The sequence below is a fragment of the Delftia sp. PX-1 genome, assembly GCF_055797465.1.
On record NZ_CP184763.1, the window covers coordinates 2,325,977 to 2,341,558 of the forward strand.

Annotated in this window: 12 protein-coding genes; 7 read left to right on the forward strand and 5 right to left on the reverse strand. The window is 59.8% G+C overall.

The features are described from left to right. Positions 1-16: 16 nt before the first annotated feature. Positions 17-1,009: a tripartite tricarboxylate transporter substrate binding protein gene (locus tag ACN20X_RS10760; protein ID WP_012204208.1), complete on the forward strand. Its 993-nt coding sequence runs from the start codon at positions 17-19 to the stop codon at positions 1,007-1,009. A gap of 246 nt (positions 1,010-1,255) precedes the next feature. On the opposite strand, the gene ACN20X_RS10765 is transcribed toward ACN20X_RS10760, so the two are convergent. The 3 genes from ACN20X_RS10765 to ACN20X_RS10775 all read right to left on the reverse strand — a co-directional run bounded on the left by ACN20X_RS10765 (position 1,256) and on the right by ACN20X_RS10775 (position 4,232). Then, entirely contained in the window at positions 1,256-2,353 is a 1,098-nt protein-coding gene (locus ACN20X_RS10765) for a DNA glycosylase AlkZ-like family protein (RefSeq protein ID WP_473210576.1), read from the reverse strand. 53 nt (positions 2,354-2,406) lie between these two features. Continuing rightward, positions 2,407-3,339, reverse strand: coding sequence for a DUF4349 domain-containing protein (locus ACN20X_RS10770; protein ID WP_016454707.1), 933 nt, complete (start codon positions 3,337-3,339; stop codon positions 2,407-2,409). A 65-nt stretch (positions 3,340-3,404) separates the two neighbouring features. Further along, positions 3,405-4,232: a hypothetical protein gene (locus tag ACN20X_RS10775; protein ID WP_473210577.1), complete on the reverse strand. Its 828-nt coding sequence runs from the start codon at positions 4,230-4,232 to the stop codon at positions 3,405-3,407. Positions 4,233-4,598: 366 nt separating this feature from the next. Here ACN20X_RS10775 and ACN20X_RS10780 point away from each other — a divergent pair, with 366 nt between their 5' ends. The 3 genes from ACN20X_RS10780 to ACN20X_RS10790 all read left to right on the forward strand — a co-directional run bounded on the left by ACN20X_RS10780 (position 4,599) and on the right by ACN20X_RS10790 (position 8,073). Continuing rightward, the gene (locus ACN20X_RS10780; protein WP_047474133.1) at positions 4,599-5,843 is read left to right on the forward strand and encodes an SAM-dependent methyltransferase; all 1,245 of its coding nucleotides are present in this window, start codon (positions 4,599-4,601) and stop codon (positions 5,841-5,843) included. 483 nt (positions 5,844-6,326) lie between these two features. Then, a complete protein-coding gene (locus ACN20X_RS10785) occupies positions 6,327-7,100 on the forward strand; it encodes an SDR family oxidoreductase (protein WP_047219355.1) in 774 nt (257 codons plus the stop codon). Positions 7,101-7,140: 40 nt separating this feature from the next. Further along, a complete protein-coding gene (locus tag ACN20X_RS10790) occupies positions 7,141-8,073 on the forward strand; it encodes a LysR family transcriptional regulator (RefSeq protein ID WP_473210578.1) in 933 nt (310 codons plus the stop codon). Here ACN20X_RS10790 and ACN20X_RS10795 read toward each other — a convergent pair. Beyond that, the gene (locus ACN20X_RS10795; protein ID WP_047325819.1) at positions 8,027-9,151 is read right to left on the reverse strand and encodes a sterol desaturase family protein; all 1,125 of its coding nucleotides are present in this window, start codon (positions 9,149-9,151) and stop codon (positions 8,027-8,029) included. The genes ACN20X_RS10790 and ACN20X_RS10795 overlap by 47 nt on opposite strands. 419 nt (positions 9,152-9,570) lie before the next feature. Between ACN20X_RS10795 and ACN20X_RS10800 the strand changes: the two genes are divergently transcribed. Genes ACN20X_RS10800 through ACN20X_RS10810 form a run of 3 tightly spaced genes read left to right on the forward strand, consistent with a single transcriptional unit; the run spans position 9,571 to position 13,624 of the window. Next, entirely contained in the window at positions 9,571-10,797 is a 1,227-nt protein-coding gene (locus ACN20X_RS10800) for a restriction endonuclease subunit S (protein ID WP_473210579.1), read from the forward strand. Then, positions 10,794-12,014, forward strand: a complete 1,221-nt coding sequence (locus tag ACN20X_RS10805; protein WP_473210580.1) for an AAA family ATPase — start codon at positions 10,794-10,796, stop codon at positions 12,012-12,014. Before ACN20X_RS10800 ends, ACN20X_RS10805 begins: the two co-directional genes overlap by 4 nt. Further along, positions 12,011-13,624, forward strand: a complete 1,614-nt coding sequence (locus tag ACN20X_RS10810) for a type I restriction-modification system subunit M (protein ID WP_445609542.1) — start codon at positions 12,011-12,013, stop codon at positions 13,622-13,624. The genes ACN20X_RS10805 and ACN20X_RS10810 overlap by 4 nt, the downstream gene beginning before the upstream one ends. A 377-nt stretch (positions 13,625-14,001) precedes the next feature. Here the strand turns inward: ACN20X_RS10810 and ACN20X_RS10815 are convergent, their stop codons facing one another. Then, complete coding sequence (locus ACN20X_RS10815; protein WP_473210581.1) at positions 14,002-15,477, reverse strand: hypothetical protein; 1,476 nt, start codon at positions 15,475-15,477, stop codon at positions 14,002-14,004. Between the last annotated feature and the right edge of the window lie 105 nt (positions 15,478-15,582).

Genomic DNA, 15,582 nt, shown 5'->3' on the forward strand with positions numbered 1-15,582 from the left:
GCAACGAGAGACAACCATGCATGCATATCCATCCCCCGCATCTCGCAGATGCCTGCTTTCGGCCTTCTGCGCGGCAGCGCTGGCGGCCGCAGCCGGCGCCCCGGCGCTGGCCCAGGGCACGGACGCGTTTCCCGAGCGGGAACTGACCCTGATCATCAACTACGGCGCAGGCGGCAATACCGACGTGGCCTCGCGCGCCATCGGCAATGCCATGGAGGGCCTGCTCAAGAAGCCCGTGGTGCCCAACAACCGCGCGGGAGCGCAGGGTACGCTGGGTGTCTCGTCGCTGGCCCGGCAAAAGCCCGACGGCTATACGCTGGGCGTGGTGACGTTTTCGACCATCGCCATCACGCCCCACCTCATGAAGGTGGACTACAAGGTCGATGACTTCGACTTCATCGCAGGCGTGGCCCGCTACCGCTATGGCGTGGCCGTGCGCGCGGACTCGCCCTACAAGACCATGGCCGACCTGGTGGCCGCGTCCCGCCAGGGCAAGGGCATCTTCTTCGGCGCGCCGTCCGCGCCCAACAACCTGGCCATGTATGAGCTGGGGCGCAAGACGGGCGGCAGGTTCGAGGAGATCAACTACAAGTCCGGCGCCGAGACCGTGGCCGGCCTGATCGGCGGGCAGGTGGACGTCATCGTGCAGAACCCTTCGGACATCGTCCAGCACGTCAAGGCCGGAAAAATGCGCCTGCTGGCCAGCGCCAGCCCCATGCGCTGGAAGGAGTTGCCCGAGGTGCCCACGCTCAGGGAGCAGGGCTATGACGTGGAGATCGACTCCTGGATCGGCCTGGCCTACCCCAAGGGCGTACCCCCGGCCCTGCGCGACAGGCTGGAGCGCGTCGCCATGGCAGCCGCCGAGGGGCCCCAGGTGGCGCGCATCTTCGAGTCAGCCGGCGTGGACCCGGCGCCGCTCACCGGCGCCGAATACCGCAGGAAGCTGGTCCAGGGCCATGAGTCCATGGGCGCGGCCATCAAGGCAGCGAATCTGCCGCGCATGAACTGAGGGCGGTCCGGCGGCCTGCCGGTCTTGATGCACGGGTACTGCTGCAGCATGTGCCGAAAGATCATGAAAGGCCGCTCGTCGGCGAGGGAGCGCTCGCGCCCGATCCCTGCGTTCGCTGTATCGGTCCACCAGGTAGCCTGAGCAGTCAAGCCGGTGCAGTCCGGTGCAGTCTCGCGCGTCAGCTGGGTGAACTTGACCAGTTCCCCCAATCACGTCCACCGCGCGCAGGGGGCGAGTGCCTGCATCTCAGCGCGGCGCCAGGAACAGCTCCATGCGCTGCAGCTCCTCATCCAGCGCGCTGCGAAAGGCGGCATCGCCGGGCGCCGCGCCGGCCACATAGCCGAATGACGGCTCCAGCCGGCCGTCGCGCGCCTGCAGGTTGGCCCAGCCGATCACATGGCCGCGCCAGAGCATGGGCAGGGCGTAGTAGCCGAGCTGACGCTGAGCTGGTGGCGTATAGGCCTCGAACTTGTAGGTCCAGCCCCAGAGCAGCGTGAAGCGGCGCCGGTCCCAGACCACGGGGTCGAAGGGCGCGAGCAGGCGCAGCCGCTCGTCGAAGGCATGGCGGCGCGAGCGTGGGTTCTCGTCGATGGGCCAGTACCAAGTGGTTCCGTCGATGCGGCAACTGGCCAGCTGCTCGCGCGCCAGCCGCAGCGCCGCCTGGGTCTGCTGCGCCAGATGGGGTGCGCCATAGCCCAGCAGGCGCACCAGGTAGGTGAGGCTGGGAGCCGGCAGCGGTGCGTACTTGCGCACCACCAGGTCGATCAGCGCGGCGGCGCGCCGGGCGCTGGCGGCGGGGCTGTCGTCGGCCGGCGGGTGAGCGATGGCCTCGTAGACGCGCGTGCCGCTGTCGCGGCGCTTGACGCGCAGCAGGCCGCGGTAGTGCATGCCGTCGAGCAACTGCGTGCTGGCGCTGCCCGAGCCGCCCCAGTAGTTCTTCACGCTTCCGTGCGAGAAATGCTGCTCCACCTCGCGCGGATGCACGGCGCCGCGCTCGCGCACGAAGGCCAGCACCTCGGCGGCCTTGCGCTGTGTCTCGGCATCCCAGGCCTTGCGGGCCTGGCGCGGGTGCATCAGCGCCAGGTGCTCACTGGGCAGAAAGCCGTAGTTGACCAGGCAGTCCTCGTCGATCGCCAGGCGCGCGTAGCGGCGTTCCAGGTCGCCGGCGCGGTAGTCCTTGACGCGGTGGCGCAGCGTCAGGTCCTGCGCCCGGGCCGGCGCGCGGATCGGGTCTGCCTGCACAAAGCCCAGGCGCTGTATGGCCGCAGGCAGGGTGGTCGGCGTGAACAGGGTGCGCGCCACGGCATGGCGGCGCAGGTCGTCAAGGCTCGGTTCGGTGGGCATGGCTTGATTGGAGCACGGCCGTGCCGCCGTACTTCCTGATCCTGCCGTGCCGCTCAGGCCTTCCTGGCGCGCCTGCGCCGCCACAGCGCGCGCAGCACCCAGCCCAGCGGCAGCACCACCAGCACCAGCCAGGGCAGCACGGCCGCCACGAAGGTGATCAGGGCTGCCATGCTCTCGCCCAGCACATGGCCGGCATCGCGCAGCGCGCGGCCTATGGGGCTGTAGCTGGTGCCGCCCTGCACCAGGGCGCGGGTGGGCGTGAACTGGATCTGTATGTGCTGCTTGCTGGTCTGCTGCTCCAGCACCTTGCGCTGGGCGGCCATGGCGTCCAGCTCGGCCTGCGTGTCCGACAGCGTGCGCTGTATCTCCAGCAGGTCGGACATGGTGCGCTTGGTCGTGGTGTCGCGCAGCATCAGGCGCAGGCTGTCGCGGAATTCGGTACGGTTCCTGATGCGCGCCTCCACGTCGATCACCTCTGCCGTCTTGTCCTCGCTGATGGTGTTCTGCGACACGATGGTGGCCACGCCGGCCAGCGTGCCCAGCAGCCGCTGCACATCGGCCGGCGCCACGCGCATCTCCAGCATGGCGTTGCCGGGCTGCTGGGGCGTCTCGCGCAGCAGCGATGCCGACAACAGCTCGCAGCGCAGCGTGGCGCACAGGTCGCGCACCTGGCCCCAGGCATCGGCCAGCTGCGCCTGCGGCACTTCCACGTTCAGCTCCTGGCGCACGGCCAGGAAGCGCTGGGCCATCTCGTCCTGCGCCGATGTCTCTGGTGCGGCTGCTGCCGCATCCTCGGCCTGCACGGTGGCGGCGCGGCCTTGCTTCATGCCGGCGCCGCCCGCCATGGGCGCGGGGGCGGGCGCAGATTCCAGGGCTGCCGTGTCATGCCGCTGGTTGCAGCCCGCAAGGGCCAGCGTGGCAGCCAGTGCCAGCACGGCCGGCAATGCCATGCGGGAGGGCAGAGTGGAAGGCCGGGGATGCGTCATGAATTTCCTCTTGAAAACAGGCAAGAACAGGCCGCTGCCAGGACTCAAAGCTCAAGGCTCAAGGCTCAGGGCTTGCCGCCGGGGCCGAACATGGAGTCCACCTCGGACTGCAGCTCGAAGATGTCGGACACCGTGTAGAGCCAGTCGCCCTTTTGCAGATGGCCCGGGTCCGGCGGCGTCTCAACGCAGGCCTTGACCAGGGTGAACTGCCCGGCCGGGTCGGGCAGGAACTTCAGGCCCGATATGGAAAACCGCGCCACCCGCCCCACGCCATCGTTGTAGCGCCGGCCCCGGGCGCGCACGTCGGCCAGCTCCGCCATCTGCGGCACGTGGTCGAACACCGCGTCGTAGAACTCGACGATGGGGCTCTGGTTGGTCCGGGCGCAGCCGTGCACGTACAGGGCGTGGAAGCGCCCGTCCAGCTCCATGGCCACCACGTCGGCCGCTCGGTAGAAGGTCAGGCTGTCGGGCAGGCCCGGCGAGCGTTTGGGCGGTGCGGGCGGCGTGTCCAGGAAGTCCTGGCGGATCTGCGCCGACTTGCGAAAGAAGTCATCGCTGAGCGCCACCTCGGCATTGAGCACATCGATGGCCGTGCGCGCGGCCGCGTTCAGGCCCGCGTCGGCCAGGCCGTTCCTGTGCAGCACGATGGCCAGGGCCAGCGCCGTCTTGTGCCGGTACAGCGCCGTTGCCTTGGCGTCGCCTGCGTGCAGCACGCAGCTCCAGCGCCGCAGCAGGGGCGGCAGGGCATGGCCGCCGTAGTTGGCCGCGATAGCGGCATCGTGCCGGCCCAGCGCAAACGTGCGCGCCATCACGCGCGCCACGTCTTCCTCCAGGGTCTGCACCAGGGTATCGGCTGCCAGCTTGGACAGCGCCTGGGTATGGGTCATGGCCATGGCGTCACTGGCTCCAGTTCGATGGCAGGTTCCTGAAATCCGGCAGGCCATAGCCGCCGGTGCTGCGTTGTTCGTTGCGGTGCTCGATGCAGTGTTCGATGCTCAGGTCATGGGCTTGCATGGGTCTGTCGCAGGCGCCGTCGCGCCGGGGCAGTTGGAACGCCGGCCAGTGTGCCCCAAGCCGGGCCGCTGGCGGGGTGTGGGCGCCATCGGGTCTGTATCGATCCGCTACCGGCGCGGGCTGCCGTGCTGACGTCTTGCCGTCACATGAACCGGCAAGACTCGTCATTTGCTTTGCATGCGGTTCATGCGGTTCATGCGGGTCATGTCAAAAGGGGGGCGCAGCCAGCCCCGGGGAGATGCACGATGTTCTGGGACAAGAAGCTCAGGCGCTGGGCCGAGGCTGTGCGTGCGCGGGCCGATCTGCCGGCGCGGCTGGTGCTGTGGAATGGCGAGCAGTTCGACTTCGGCCGCTTCGAGCAGCCGCGCGTCACGCTCACCGTGCGCAGCGCCTCGGCCCTGCCGCTGCTGCTGGACCCCAGCCTGGACCACCTGGGCCAGGCCTATGTGAAGGGCCAGATCGACATCGACGGGCGCCTGCCCGACATCATCGACTTCGGCTATGCGCTGGCGCGCCGCATGTCCAAGACCCAGGGCGCGGGCAAGGGGCCGGGGCGGCTGGCGCTTGCGGCGCGCGCGGCAAGGCGCTTTCGGCACAGCCGCAGCACGGACCGCGAATCCATCCAGTACCACTACGACGTGTCCGACGACTTCTACCGCCTCTGGCTGGACGAGGGCATGGTCTATTCCTGCGCCTACTTCGAGAACGGCGACGAGGACCTGGCCACCGCCCAGCGCAAGAAGCTGGACCACATCCTCACCAAGATCCGCCTGCAGCCCGGCCAGCGGCTGCTGGACATCGGCTGCGGCTGGGGCGCCCTGGTGCTGCGCGCGGCCCAGCACTTTGGCGCGCACTGCGTGGGCGTGACCCTGTCGCGCAACCAGTTCGAAGCGGCCACCGAGCGCGTGCGCGCCGCAGGCCTGGCCGACCGCATCGAGATCCGCCTGCAGGACTACCGCGACGTGCAGGGGCGCTTTGACCGCATCACCAGCGTCGGCATGTTCGAGCATGTGGGCCGCCGCAACCTGCCCATGTACTTTGCGCACATGCGCGAGCTGCTGGCCGACGACGGGCTGGCGCTGAACCACGGCATCACCTCCACCGATGCCGACGTGGGCGCCACGGCCCTGGGTGGCGGCGCGTTCATTGACCGCTATGTGTTTCCTGATGGCGAGCTGCCGCACCTGAGTCTGGCGCTGGAGGCCATGCAGCGTGGGGGGCTGGAGGTGCTGGATGTGGAGGGGTTGCGGCGTCATTACGTGCGCACGTTGCAGTTGTGGCTGGAGCGGTTTGAGGCTTGTGTGCCGGAGATTCGGGCGTTGGTGGATGAGGAGAGGTTTCGGATTTGGAGGGTGTATCTGGCGGGGTGTGCTTATGCGTTTGAGCATGACGATGTGTCTATTTTTCAGGTTGTTTGTCGGAGGGCGGGGCAGGGGGCTGCTTCGTTGGCTTGGTCGCGGAGGTATATGTACGAGCGGACCTTGTCGTGAGGCTTGTCTTGTTCGTCTGGCGTGACGCGGGTTTGGCTTTTTGACCCTGCCGGGTGGTGTTTTTTCGAGGCCGGGTCTCGGCCCGGCGGCCGACCTACTTTCCTTTGTTTCGCCAAAGGAAAGTAGGCAAAGCAAAGGCGACCCGAATGCCCGCGACCCCTTCGCTGCGCTGCGGGGCAACCTGCGTCGGGCCGCCTGCGGGGTTCGCCGTGAAACTCACTTCGCGCTGCGCGCTACGTTCAGACAATCACGGCGAGTCAGATGACGAAGCAGTCCTGTCCTGCGGCAGGACTGCAACCCCGCAGGCGGCCCGACGCAGGCGCGGGCATACGGGAGGGGGAGCGGAGCGGACTGCCGGGGCAGGGGGCGCTGGCGCGGCTGATTGTTCTGGTTTTCTGGATGATCCATCCCGGCTGCGCGGGTTTATCGCGGGGGGCGGGCTGCCTAAGCTGGGTGCTTCATCCAAGCACAAGGAGCGTTTCCATGGCAGACCATTCCATTCGCGGCAAGGTGGCGCTGATTGCAGGCGGCGGCAAGAATCTGGGCGGGCTGATTGCCCGTGATCTGGCGGGGCACGGCGCGCGGGCCGTGGTGGTGCACTACAACAGCGAGTCTTCACGGGCCGAGGCTGAGACCACGGTGGCCGCAGTGCGTGCGCTGGGCGCAGAGGCCGTGGCGCTGCAGGGCGACCTCACCCGTGCTGGCGCTGTGGAGCGGCTTTTTGCAGAGGCCGTGGACGCCGTGGGCCGGCCGGACATTGCCATCAACACGGTGGGCAAGGTGCTCAAGAAGCCGCTGATGGAGATCACCGAGGCGGAGTACGACGAGATGGCTGCCGTCAACGGCAAGTCGGCGTTTTTCTTCCTCAAGGAGGCAGGGCGCCATGTCAACGACCACGGCAAGATCGTGACCCTGGTGACCTCGCTGCTGGGCGCGTTCACGCCGTTCTATTCCTCCTACGCGGGCACCAAGGCGCCGGTGGAGCATTTCACGCGGGCGGCGGCCAAGGAGTTCGGGGCGCGGGGCATCTCGGTCACGGCCGTGGGGCCGGGGCCGATGGACACGCCGTTCTTCTACGGACAGGAAGGCGCGGACGCCGTGGCCTATCACAAGAGCGCGGCGGCGCTGTCGCCGTTCTCGCCTTCGGGGCTGACGCATATCGAAGACGTGGTGCCCTTCATCCGCCACCTGGTCAGCGACGGCTGGTGGATCACCGGGCAGACCATCCTGATCAACGGCGGCTACACCACCAAGTAGGCCAAGTGGAAGGACCGCTGCACGGACTATGCTGCGTCCCATGGACCGACTCGACCGATACCGGATCTTCATGCAGGTGGCCGAGATGGGCAGCTTCATCAAGGCCGCCCACGCCCTGGACCTGCCGCGCGCCACGGTCTCCGCCGCCGTGCAGCAGCTGGAAGAGCAGGTGGGCGCAAGGCTCCTGCACCGCACCACGCGCCAGGTGAGCCTGACGGCCGATGGCGCCCAGTTGCTGGAGCGTGTGCGCCCGCTGCTGTCAGAGGCCGAGGACGTGGAGCAGATGTTCCAGGCCCGCACGCGCCAGGCCACGGGCCGGCTGCATGTGGACGTGCCCAGCCGCATCGCGCGCCGCCTGCTGGCGCCTGCGCTGCCGGGGCTCATGCGCCGGCACCCGGGGCTGCAACTGGTGCTGGGCTCGTCAGACCGCGCCATCGACCTGGTGCAGGAAGGCGTGGACTGCGCCGTGCGCGTGGGCACGCTGCATGACAGCAGCCTGGTCGTGCGCCCGCTGGGCTGCATTGCCCTCATCAACTGCGCCAGCCCCGCCTACCTGCGCGAGCACGGCCTGCCCGAGCAGCCGCAGGACCTGCTGCACGGCCACTGGAGCGTGGGCTATGCCTCGCCGCGCACGGGGCGGGAACTGCCCTGGGAATGGAGTGGGACGAGCAATGTGGATGGGGTAGATGGGGAGGACGGGCCGCAGACCCTGGCCGTGCCCAGCCGCGTGGTGACCAACAATGCAGAAAGCTATATCGCCTGCTGCCGCGCCGGCCTGGGGCTCATCCAGATTCCGCGCTATGACGTGCAGCACCTGCTGGACACGGGCGAGCTGGTGGAAGTGCTGCCCGCCCACCGCGCAGCGCCCATGCCCGTGGCGCTGCTGTACCCGCACCGCCGCCAGCGCTCGCGCCGGCTGGCGGTTTTCATCGACTGGTTCGAGGCGCTGATGCGGCCGAACCTGGAGCCGTAGGCGCAACCCCGGCCGCCCCAGTCACCGCAGCCGCCCCTGCCGCAGGATGGGGCTGGGCCCCATCGTCGTCATGAATGGGCCGGTAACCGGGCCCGAAGGACACATCGCCCAGCCGCCAGCCCTCGCGCCGGCGAAACGCCCCCCAGAACCGCTTCAGCGTATGCCACTGCATGGCCACCAGGCCGCGCTCGTTGTCGGCATCCACCTCGGGGTCGCTCACGCCCGTGGGGCGCACGGGCTCGTCGGTGTACAGCGCGGTGCCAAACAGCATGTCCCACCAGGGCAGCACCTGCCCAAAATTGCAGTTGTGGCGCGTGGGCCGATCCGGGTCGCGCAGCATGTGGTGGTGGCGGTGGAACAGCGGGCCCACCAGCACCCGCTCGCCCACACGGCCCAGCCAGCCCAGGCGCAGCCGCACATTGGCGTGCGAGAAGTTCTGCACCAGCTCGCTGAGCAGTCCCAGCAACGCAAACTCCGAAGGCTCCACCCCCATCGCCAGCCCCACCGTGGCCAGGATGAAGGACTGCAGCATGCCGTCCAGGTAATGGCTGCGGTCATTGCTCCAGCAGCTCATCTGGCGCTGGCTGTGGTGCATGCTGTGCATGGCCCACCACCAGGGAATCACATGCTGGGCGCGGTGCATCCAGTAATACACCAGGTCGTAGACCACGTAGTACACCAGGAACAGCGCCACCGGATGGTCCGCAAACCACGGCACCCAGTGCTTGAGCCCCGTGGCCTCCTCGGCCGCAGGCCCACCGCCCAGCATGCTGGCAAACGGCATCAGCACCAGAAAACTGAACAGCGGAAACAGCCCCAGCAGCATCAGCAGCGTGTAGTTGCGGTCCACCGTAGTCAGCCGCCGGTCGCTCCAGCGCTCGGCCGGAAACAGGCTCTCCAGCGGCCGCATCACGCCCGCGATCAGGAACAACTGCAGCCCGGCAATCAGCACCGCCTCGGCAATCTCACGCGGGTCGCCGGCCGCCTGGGCGATGTCCAGCCAGTGAACGGTGGGGGTTACGGCGTGGGTGGCGAGCCAGGTGATGGCTGCCTGCCACAGCTCGGTCAGTGAAGTCATGTCTTGTGCCTGCAAGAAGGGCCGGGGGAGGGCTGGGGGTTGCGGGCGGGATTATGGGGTGGGGGTGTGGAGGGAGTGTGTGGGGGAATGGTGATGCATAGACCGGTTGAATTCACAGCCCGTTGCTGCCACTCGCACGGTCACCTGCCAGTGCCTACTGGACTGTCCCTGATTCGGCAGAGAGCAGCGCCAACGGACTTGCCAACTTCGCTGCGAAGCTCGGTCTCAACCACGCCTTACTTCAGAGCTTTGTGAATAGAGATCCTCGGCCGTATGATCTTCGGTGGTAAATAGCTTCATGATCTCATGCCTCCTCTCGACTTTGGCTGTAAGGCCTCCAACCCCAGTCGAACTCGCCCAGATGGAAGACCTTCGCCCCCTCCACGCTGGTGGTCACCACACTTTCAGACTCAGCATGTATGAGTAGTAAAAACAAAACTGCTGCGACTAAGGACGATGTAAAGCTTGCGCTGGCGCCGAAGTTGCGGTTTTCTGGCTCTAAATTTTCGCGAAATTGGGAAGTAAAGCAACTTGGTCAAATTGCGGTGAATCTAGATAATCGGCGTATTTCTATTAAGTCAAGCGACCGAATACCTGGTGATATTCCATATTATGGAGCTTCTGGTATAGTCGATTATGTGAAAGGCTTTATATTTGATGAAGACCTTCTCTGTGTTTCGGAGGATAGCCCCAACTTGGTTACAAGAAATTATCCTATTGCATTTGCAATTAAGGGGAAAGCTTGGGTGAGTAACCATGCCCATGTGTTGGGGTTTGAAAATGATTGCACCCTGAGGTTCGTCGAACTATATCTGAACTCGATCAAACTCGATGACTTCATTTCAGGAGTAGCGCAGCCGAAGTTGAAAAAGGCAATGCTGGATAGAATTCCTATTCCTTATCCAAGCCTCTCTGAGCAAAAAAGCATTGCCGATTGCCTTGGCTCTATTGATGCTATCATTGTTGCACAATTGCGTAAAATTTCTGCTCTCAGGAACTTCAAAAAAGGTCTTGTATCGGAGATTTTTCCCAGAGAAAGCAAAGACAAGCCCAGTCTAAGGTTTTCGGAATTCCAAAGCGCCGGGGAATGGAGGAAGATGAAATTAGGTGAGGCTGCTAAATTTTATAGTGGTCGAGCCTATAAACAAGAAGAACTTCTTGAATCTGGAAAATACCCAGTTCTTCGCGTCGGAAATTTTTCTGGCAGCGACATATGGTATTACTCAAACCTTGAGTTGGATGATGATAAGTATTGTGAGAGTGGCGATCTCCTTTATGCGTTGTCCATGCCCTTTGGTCCTCGCATTTGGCACGGAAAAAAATCTATCTATCACTATCAAATTTGTAAAGTTATTGAGGAATTTGGAATCGATAAGCAATTTATTTTCAATACCCTTGAAAAAGAAACAGAAAATATGAGAGCTAAGACTACAAGTGGTCTTGGCGTCATGCGCATCAATAAAGGTGGGGTTGAAAAATGGATAAGCACATTTCCGACTATAGCAGAGCAGAAAAAGATAGTCGGGTGTCTCGCAAGCCTCGAAGATTCTATCGCTGCTGAAATTAAGAAGGTTGATGCCCTCAAGATCCATAAGGAAGGTTTGATGCGGCAGATATTCCCATCTCTTGATGTAATTAAGTTATGAGTAAAGCAACAAGCATTGCGAAATTTAGGTCGCTGGAGTCCTTGACAAAAAAGCTTCGCAGGGATTTGAAGGGAGTAAGTAAGCGCAAGAAAACTGCCAATAGAAAGGGCACCACGCCAGTTTCAGGAAATGATTTTATTCTGATATTTGCGCACAATGGTGTGGGGAAAACACGCCTTTCGATGCAATTTAAAGATCTCGGTAAGAGGGAAGATAGGCGAGATACGCTGTATTTCAATGCGTTCACTGAAGATCTGTTTGATTGGGATAACGATCTTCATGAGGATAGAGATCGAAAAATCAAATTTAAGGCAGAGTCTCGTTTCTTTGATGGCCTTGATGGGATAGGTATCGAAGACCTAATTCGACCGATTCTTCATCAATATGCTGATTTTGATTTTCGGATCAATTACTCTGAAGCAGAGATTCGCTTCAATCGTAATGTGGTCGTGGCAGGAAATAGAAAACGGCTTGAGGATATAAAAATTTCTCGAGGTGAGGAGAATATTTTTATCTGGTGCTTCTTTTTGGCCATTCTCCAGCTCACTATTGAGGCTGAAAAGGGATCGCCTTACGATTGGGTAAAGTATGTTTACATTGATGACCCTATTTCTTCATTGGATGAGCAAAATACAATTGCCGTTGCGGCAGGGCTTGGTTCATTGTTGAAAAATGAAAGCAATAAGTTGAAGGTGGTAATTTCTACGCACCATGGCTTGTTTTTCAACGTGATGTTCAACGAGCTGACGGGTAAGCGGACTATTGGGGGAAAAGACAATATCAAGAAAAAAGCATATATTTTGCATCGGCTCAATGAAGCGCAGACATACACTCTCGAAGATACAGGGGAATCTCCATTTTTGCATCATGTCGCGGCTTTGGATGAACTGCGAAAGGTGGCGAGATCGGGGGATATTTCGCAATATCATTTCAACTCGCTTCGAAGTATCCTTGAAAAGACGGCTATTTTTTTTGGCCGTCAACATATATCTACATGCTTTGACGGGCATGCAAAAAAGAGCCTATACTCGCGTTTTTTGAATGTTAGGAGTCACGCAAAATATTCCGTCTTTGAATCCGAGTTGCTCACCACTAATGACAAGAAAATGTTCCGAGAGATTCTCAAGGTCTTTTTGGATCGTTATTCATTTCGTCTGGAGGCTGTAGCTGCATCAAATATGATTGTAAATAATCCGGGATTGCCGCAGATACCATGAGCGAATTCAACCAAAAGCAGCTCAATCAAGCCCTTTGGAGCATCGCTGACCAACTGCGTGGCGCGATGGATATAGACGATTTTCGCGACTACATTCTCTCCTTGCTGTTCCTGCGCTACCTGTCTGACAACTACGAGAAGGCGGCCAAGGAGGAATTGGGCGAGGGTTACTCCGAGATGGAAAGTGATATATGTATTTTGCCGTTGGTACTGTGGTATAGGAGAAATTTGGACGACATCCAAGCGTTCGAAAAGAAAATGCGCCGCACGGTGCACTATATTATCAAGCCCGAGTACCTTTGGAGTAGCATCGCGAACCTTGCTCGCGCAAAAAATGCAGAGCTGCTCAACACGCTGTATGCCAGCTTTGAGTATATCGAAACCAAATCTTTCGCGAGCACTTTTAAGGGCTTATTTTCCGCGGTCGATCTGAGCTCCTCAAAAATTGGAAAAACTTATATCGATCGTAATGCTAAACTCTGCGTCTTCATCCAGAAGATTGACGAAGGTCTGGCCAATTTCTCGGTTAGCGGCGACGCACTGGTTGATGCCTATGAGCATTTTATTGGAGAGTTTGCTGCAGGGGCCGGAAAAAAGGCGGGCGAGTTCTATACTCCACAGCAGATTTCCGAAATTCTTGCCGCTATCGTCACGATGGACAGCCAAGAACCAAGAAAAGGCGTCAAGAAGCGGTTGGAAAGCGTGTTGGACTTTGCTTGCGGCTCAGGCTCACTATTGCTTAATGTGAGCAAGCATGTTGCCAAGGCGGGCGGCACAATTGGCAAGATCTTTGGCCAAGAAAAGAAACTTACTAACTACAACCTCGCGCGCATGAACATGCTTCTGCACGGGGTAAAAGACACGGAGTTTGAAATCTTCCACGGCGATACTTTGCTCAATGAGTGGGACATGATGCGAGAGCAGAGCCCAGCCAAAAAGCCGAGCTTTGACGTCATCGTCGCTAACCCTCCCTTCAGCTACCGCTGGGAACCGACGGACGCGGTGGCCGACGACGTGCGCTTTAAGAGCTACGGTCTTGCACCAAAGTCCGCTGCTGACTTCGCCTTCTTGTTGCATGGCTTTCACTACCTCAAAGACGAGGGCGTGATGGCCATCATCCTACCTCACGGGGTGCTGTTCCGGGGGGGGGTGGAAGAACGTATCCGCACTAAGTTGCTGAAGGACGGGCACATCGACACGGTGATCGGTCTACCCGCCAATCTGTTTTATTCCACCGGTATCCCCGCCTGCATCTTGGTGCTGAAGAAGGACAAGAAGCTGAACGACGTGTTGTTCATCAACGCCGCTGAGCATTTTGAAAAAGGCAAGCGGCAGAGCCAGCTCAAGCCAGAGCACATCGCCAAGATAATCAAGACCTACCAGTTTCGTGAGCAAGAGGTGCACTACTCACGCAAGGTGGAAATGGCTGAGATTGAAAAGAACGATTTCAATCTGAATATCTCACGCTATATCAGTACAACGGTAAACGAGACAGAAATTATTCTGGATGAGACGCACCGACAGCTGGTGGAGATTGAAAAGGCAATTACTGCTGCGAAGGAAAAGCACAATGCTTTCCTGAGAGAACTTGGTTTGAAGCCGTTGCCATAGTCGTTCAAGCTAATTGGGTCTTCCGCGCAGGTTCCGGCTTCAGCCTGCTCTGAGAACGCCGAGGCGATGTGTTGCACCAAGTTATCGTTGTTACCATCTACTAATGTTCGCTTGCTTGCTTCGTAAGTCGATGCGGCATTGATGAGATGAATCCGTTTCGAGCTTAAGGAAAATCACCGAACTCCTGATTCTGCAGACTCAGTCCTGGACTGCAACTCCTCCTCATTAGTCCCCATCACCTCCGCCGTGCCGAACCCTATCCCCAGCGCAATAATGAATACGATAGCCTACTGTTGCCTCCCGGTTCGGCAGCTAAATCTTTGACCTGCTCAATCCTGGTCTTGTGTCTTTGTAAATATGCTTCGCATAAATTTTCTTTAGATAATGGGCGGATTTTCGTCATCAGACGAAGAGTCTGCCGTGCCATCTGATAATGGCGGAGAAATCGGCATCTGGAAGTATGGAATAAGAGGTGGATTTTCTGTATCACCCGGAGCCATATGCCGACTCTTGACTTTTAACTGCGATTCATTTGGAGGCTCGGGGAACTCTTTGTCAATAAAGATGAACTGTGTCTTTGCGAGTTCAGTCTTCGCAAGTTCATAGACCATTGTGAAGAATGATTGGAATATCTCCCTGTTCTCCCGTTCGCTCAAATTTTTCATCGCTGAGTCGATTATCAGCAGCGTCGGAAGTGCTGTGGCGCGGGTTGCTGCGAAACGATGAAGTGCGATGACAAAGCATGCTTTGAAGATACATTTCATCCCGCCGCTGCCCATGTTGGCGAAGGACGTTACTGCGATGTCCTCAATCCCATCTTGCATAACCTCTGGCCAGAAGCTCTTCCGGTCAATCTTGACCATATGCGTGGGCGTGATGCCAGGAAACTTGGCCCGAAGTAGGCAGTCATGGAACAACGTCTCTAACTGCTCAATGCTCCTCAGGTCCTTGTACGCTTCCGCTCTCAGGCCGTTCAACTGAGTCTGCAGTTCCGCTTCTTCTCTCGCCAAGGCATCGGCATCTTCAAGATAGGTCGCGAGCTTTTCAGGCAGCTTTCGAAGCCTCAACAATGTGTTGATCTTCTGTTCGACGGTTGTGGCGCGGCGTTCGGTTTCGACAGCGCGGGACAGGTATGCTGAATCGTACTCTCGCATGCGCTGGCTTAGGCCATGGTCCACCGATGCTTTCCTCCGAATAGCATCTTCCAGGCGGCTGGTTGTACGACCTTTTTGGATGTCCAAGCCTGCATGAGTTTCCATCAGCTCGTTGAGACGAGCCCGAAGGTCTACTTGAAGAACCTGCTCATCCAGATGTTCGCGTGTGCCCGTGCCATCGGATTCTTTTTGGCCGCAAACGGCGCAATGGCTGAAGGGTCTTGACGGCAAATGTTGATTGCAGCGTGGACAGTCTTGAAAGTCCACGGCTGCCAATATTGCTCTTGCCGATTTGGTTCGGCTGTATCTGATGGTCAGCATCTTCAACTCACTGATGAGTGACTCCGTTTCCTGCAAACGCTTGTGAACAGAATCGAGCTGAGCCTCATGGCCTGCAATTTCATGTGCAAGCGCGCGCGCTTCCTTCCGTAAGGTATCGACAGCGTGCTGTCCTTGATGCAGTAGGGCATTGGCATCGGACCGAGTCTTAAGGGCGTCGGCCCTAATTCGGTCTGCCTCTGCCTTGAGCTCCTCAACTCGTGCATCTATCTCGATTTCGGTTTCAAATCCTTCATCCTTCAAAAATGTCGCGAGCGCATGAGCCGATTGCTTAGCGGCCAGGCGTCGCTCATGGAGGCCCTGAATCTGTGCTTCTAGCGCCGCAACACGGTCTTGGTGATACCCAAGAAGCAGTCTCATCGTGTCAACGCTCTTAGCGCGTCGATAAACATCTGCAGTTGCTTCTAGTCTGAAAAAATCACTATCAATGTGATCTTGGTCGAGATAGCAAAAGTGATAAATGTC

Excerpts from the sequence above, each read along its gene's own strand:
- ACN20X_RS10760 (WP_012204208.1), top strand. The coding sequence starts at position 17 with ATGCATGCATATCCATCCCCCGCATCTCGCAGATGCCTGCTTTCGGCC.
- ACN20X_RS10765 (WP_473210576.1), bottom strand. The coding sequence starts at position 2,353 with ATGCCCACCGAACCGAGCCTTGACGACCTGCGCCGCCATGCCGTGGCG.
- ACN20X_RS10770 (WP_016454707.1), bottom strand. The coding sequence starts at position 3,339 with ATGACGCATCCCCGGCCTTCCACTCTGCCCTCCCGCATGGCATTGCCG.
- ACN20X_RS10775 (WP_473210577.1), bottom strand. The coding sequence starts at position 4,232 with ATGGCCATGACCCATACCCAGGCGCTGTCCAAGCTGGCAGCCGATACC.
- ACN20X_RS10780 (WP_047474133.1), top strand. The coding sequence starts at position 4,599 with ATGTTCTGGGACAAGAAGCTCAGGCGCTGGGCCGAGGCTGTGCGTGCG.
- ACN20X_RS10785 (WP_047219355.1), top strand. The coding sequence starts at position 6,327 with ATGGCAGACCATTCCATTCGCGGCAAGGTGGCGCTGATTGCAGGCGGC.
- ACN20X_RS10790 (WP_473210578.1), top strand. The coding sequence starts at position 7,141 with ATGGACCGACTCGACCGATACCGGATCTTCATGCAGGTGGCCGAGATG.
- ACN20X_RS10795 (WP_047325819.1), bottom strand. The coding sequence starts at position 9,151 with ATGACTTCACTGACCGAGCTGTGGCAGGCAGCCATCACCTGGCTCGCC.
- ACN20X_RS10800 (WP_473210579.1), top strand. The coding sequence starts at position 9,571 with ATGAGTAGTAAAAACAAAACTGCTGCGACTAAGGACGATGTAAAGCTT.
- ACN20X_RS10805 (WP_473210580.1), top strand. The coding sequence starts at position 10,794 with ATGAGTAAAGCAACAAGCATTGCGAAATTTAGGTCGCTGGAGTCCTTG.
- ACN20X_RS10810 (WP_445609542.1), top strand. The coding sequence starts at position 12,011 with ATGAGCGAATTCAACCAAAAGCAGCTCAATCAAGCCCTTTGGAGCATC.
- ACN20X_RS10815 (WP_473210581.1), bottom strand. The coding sequence starts at position 15,477 with ATGAGACTGCTTCTTGGGTATCACCAAGACCGTGTTGCGGCGCTAGAA.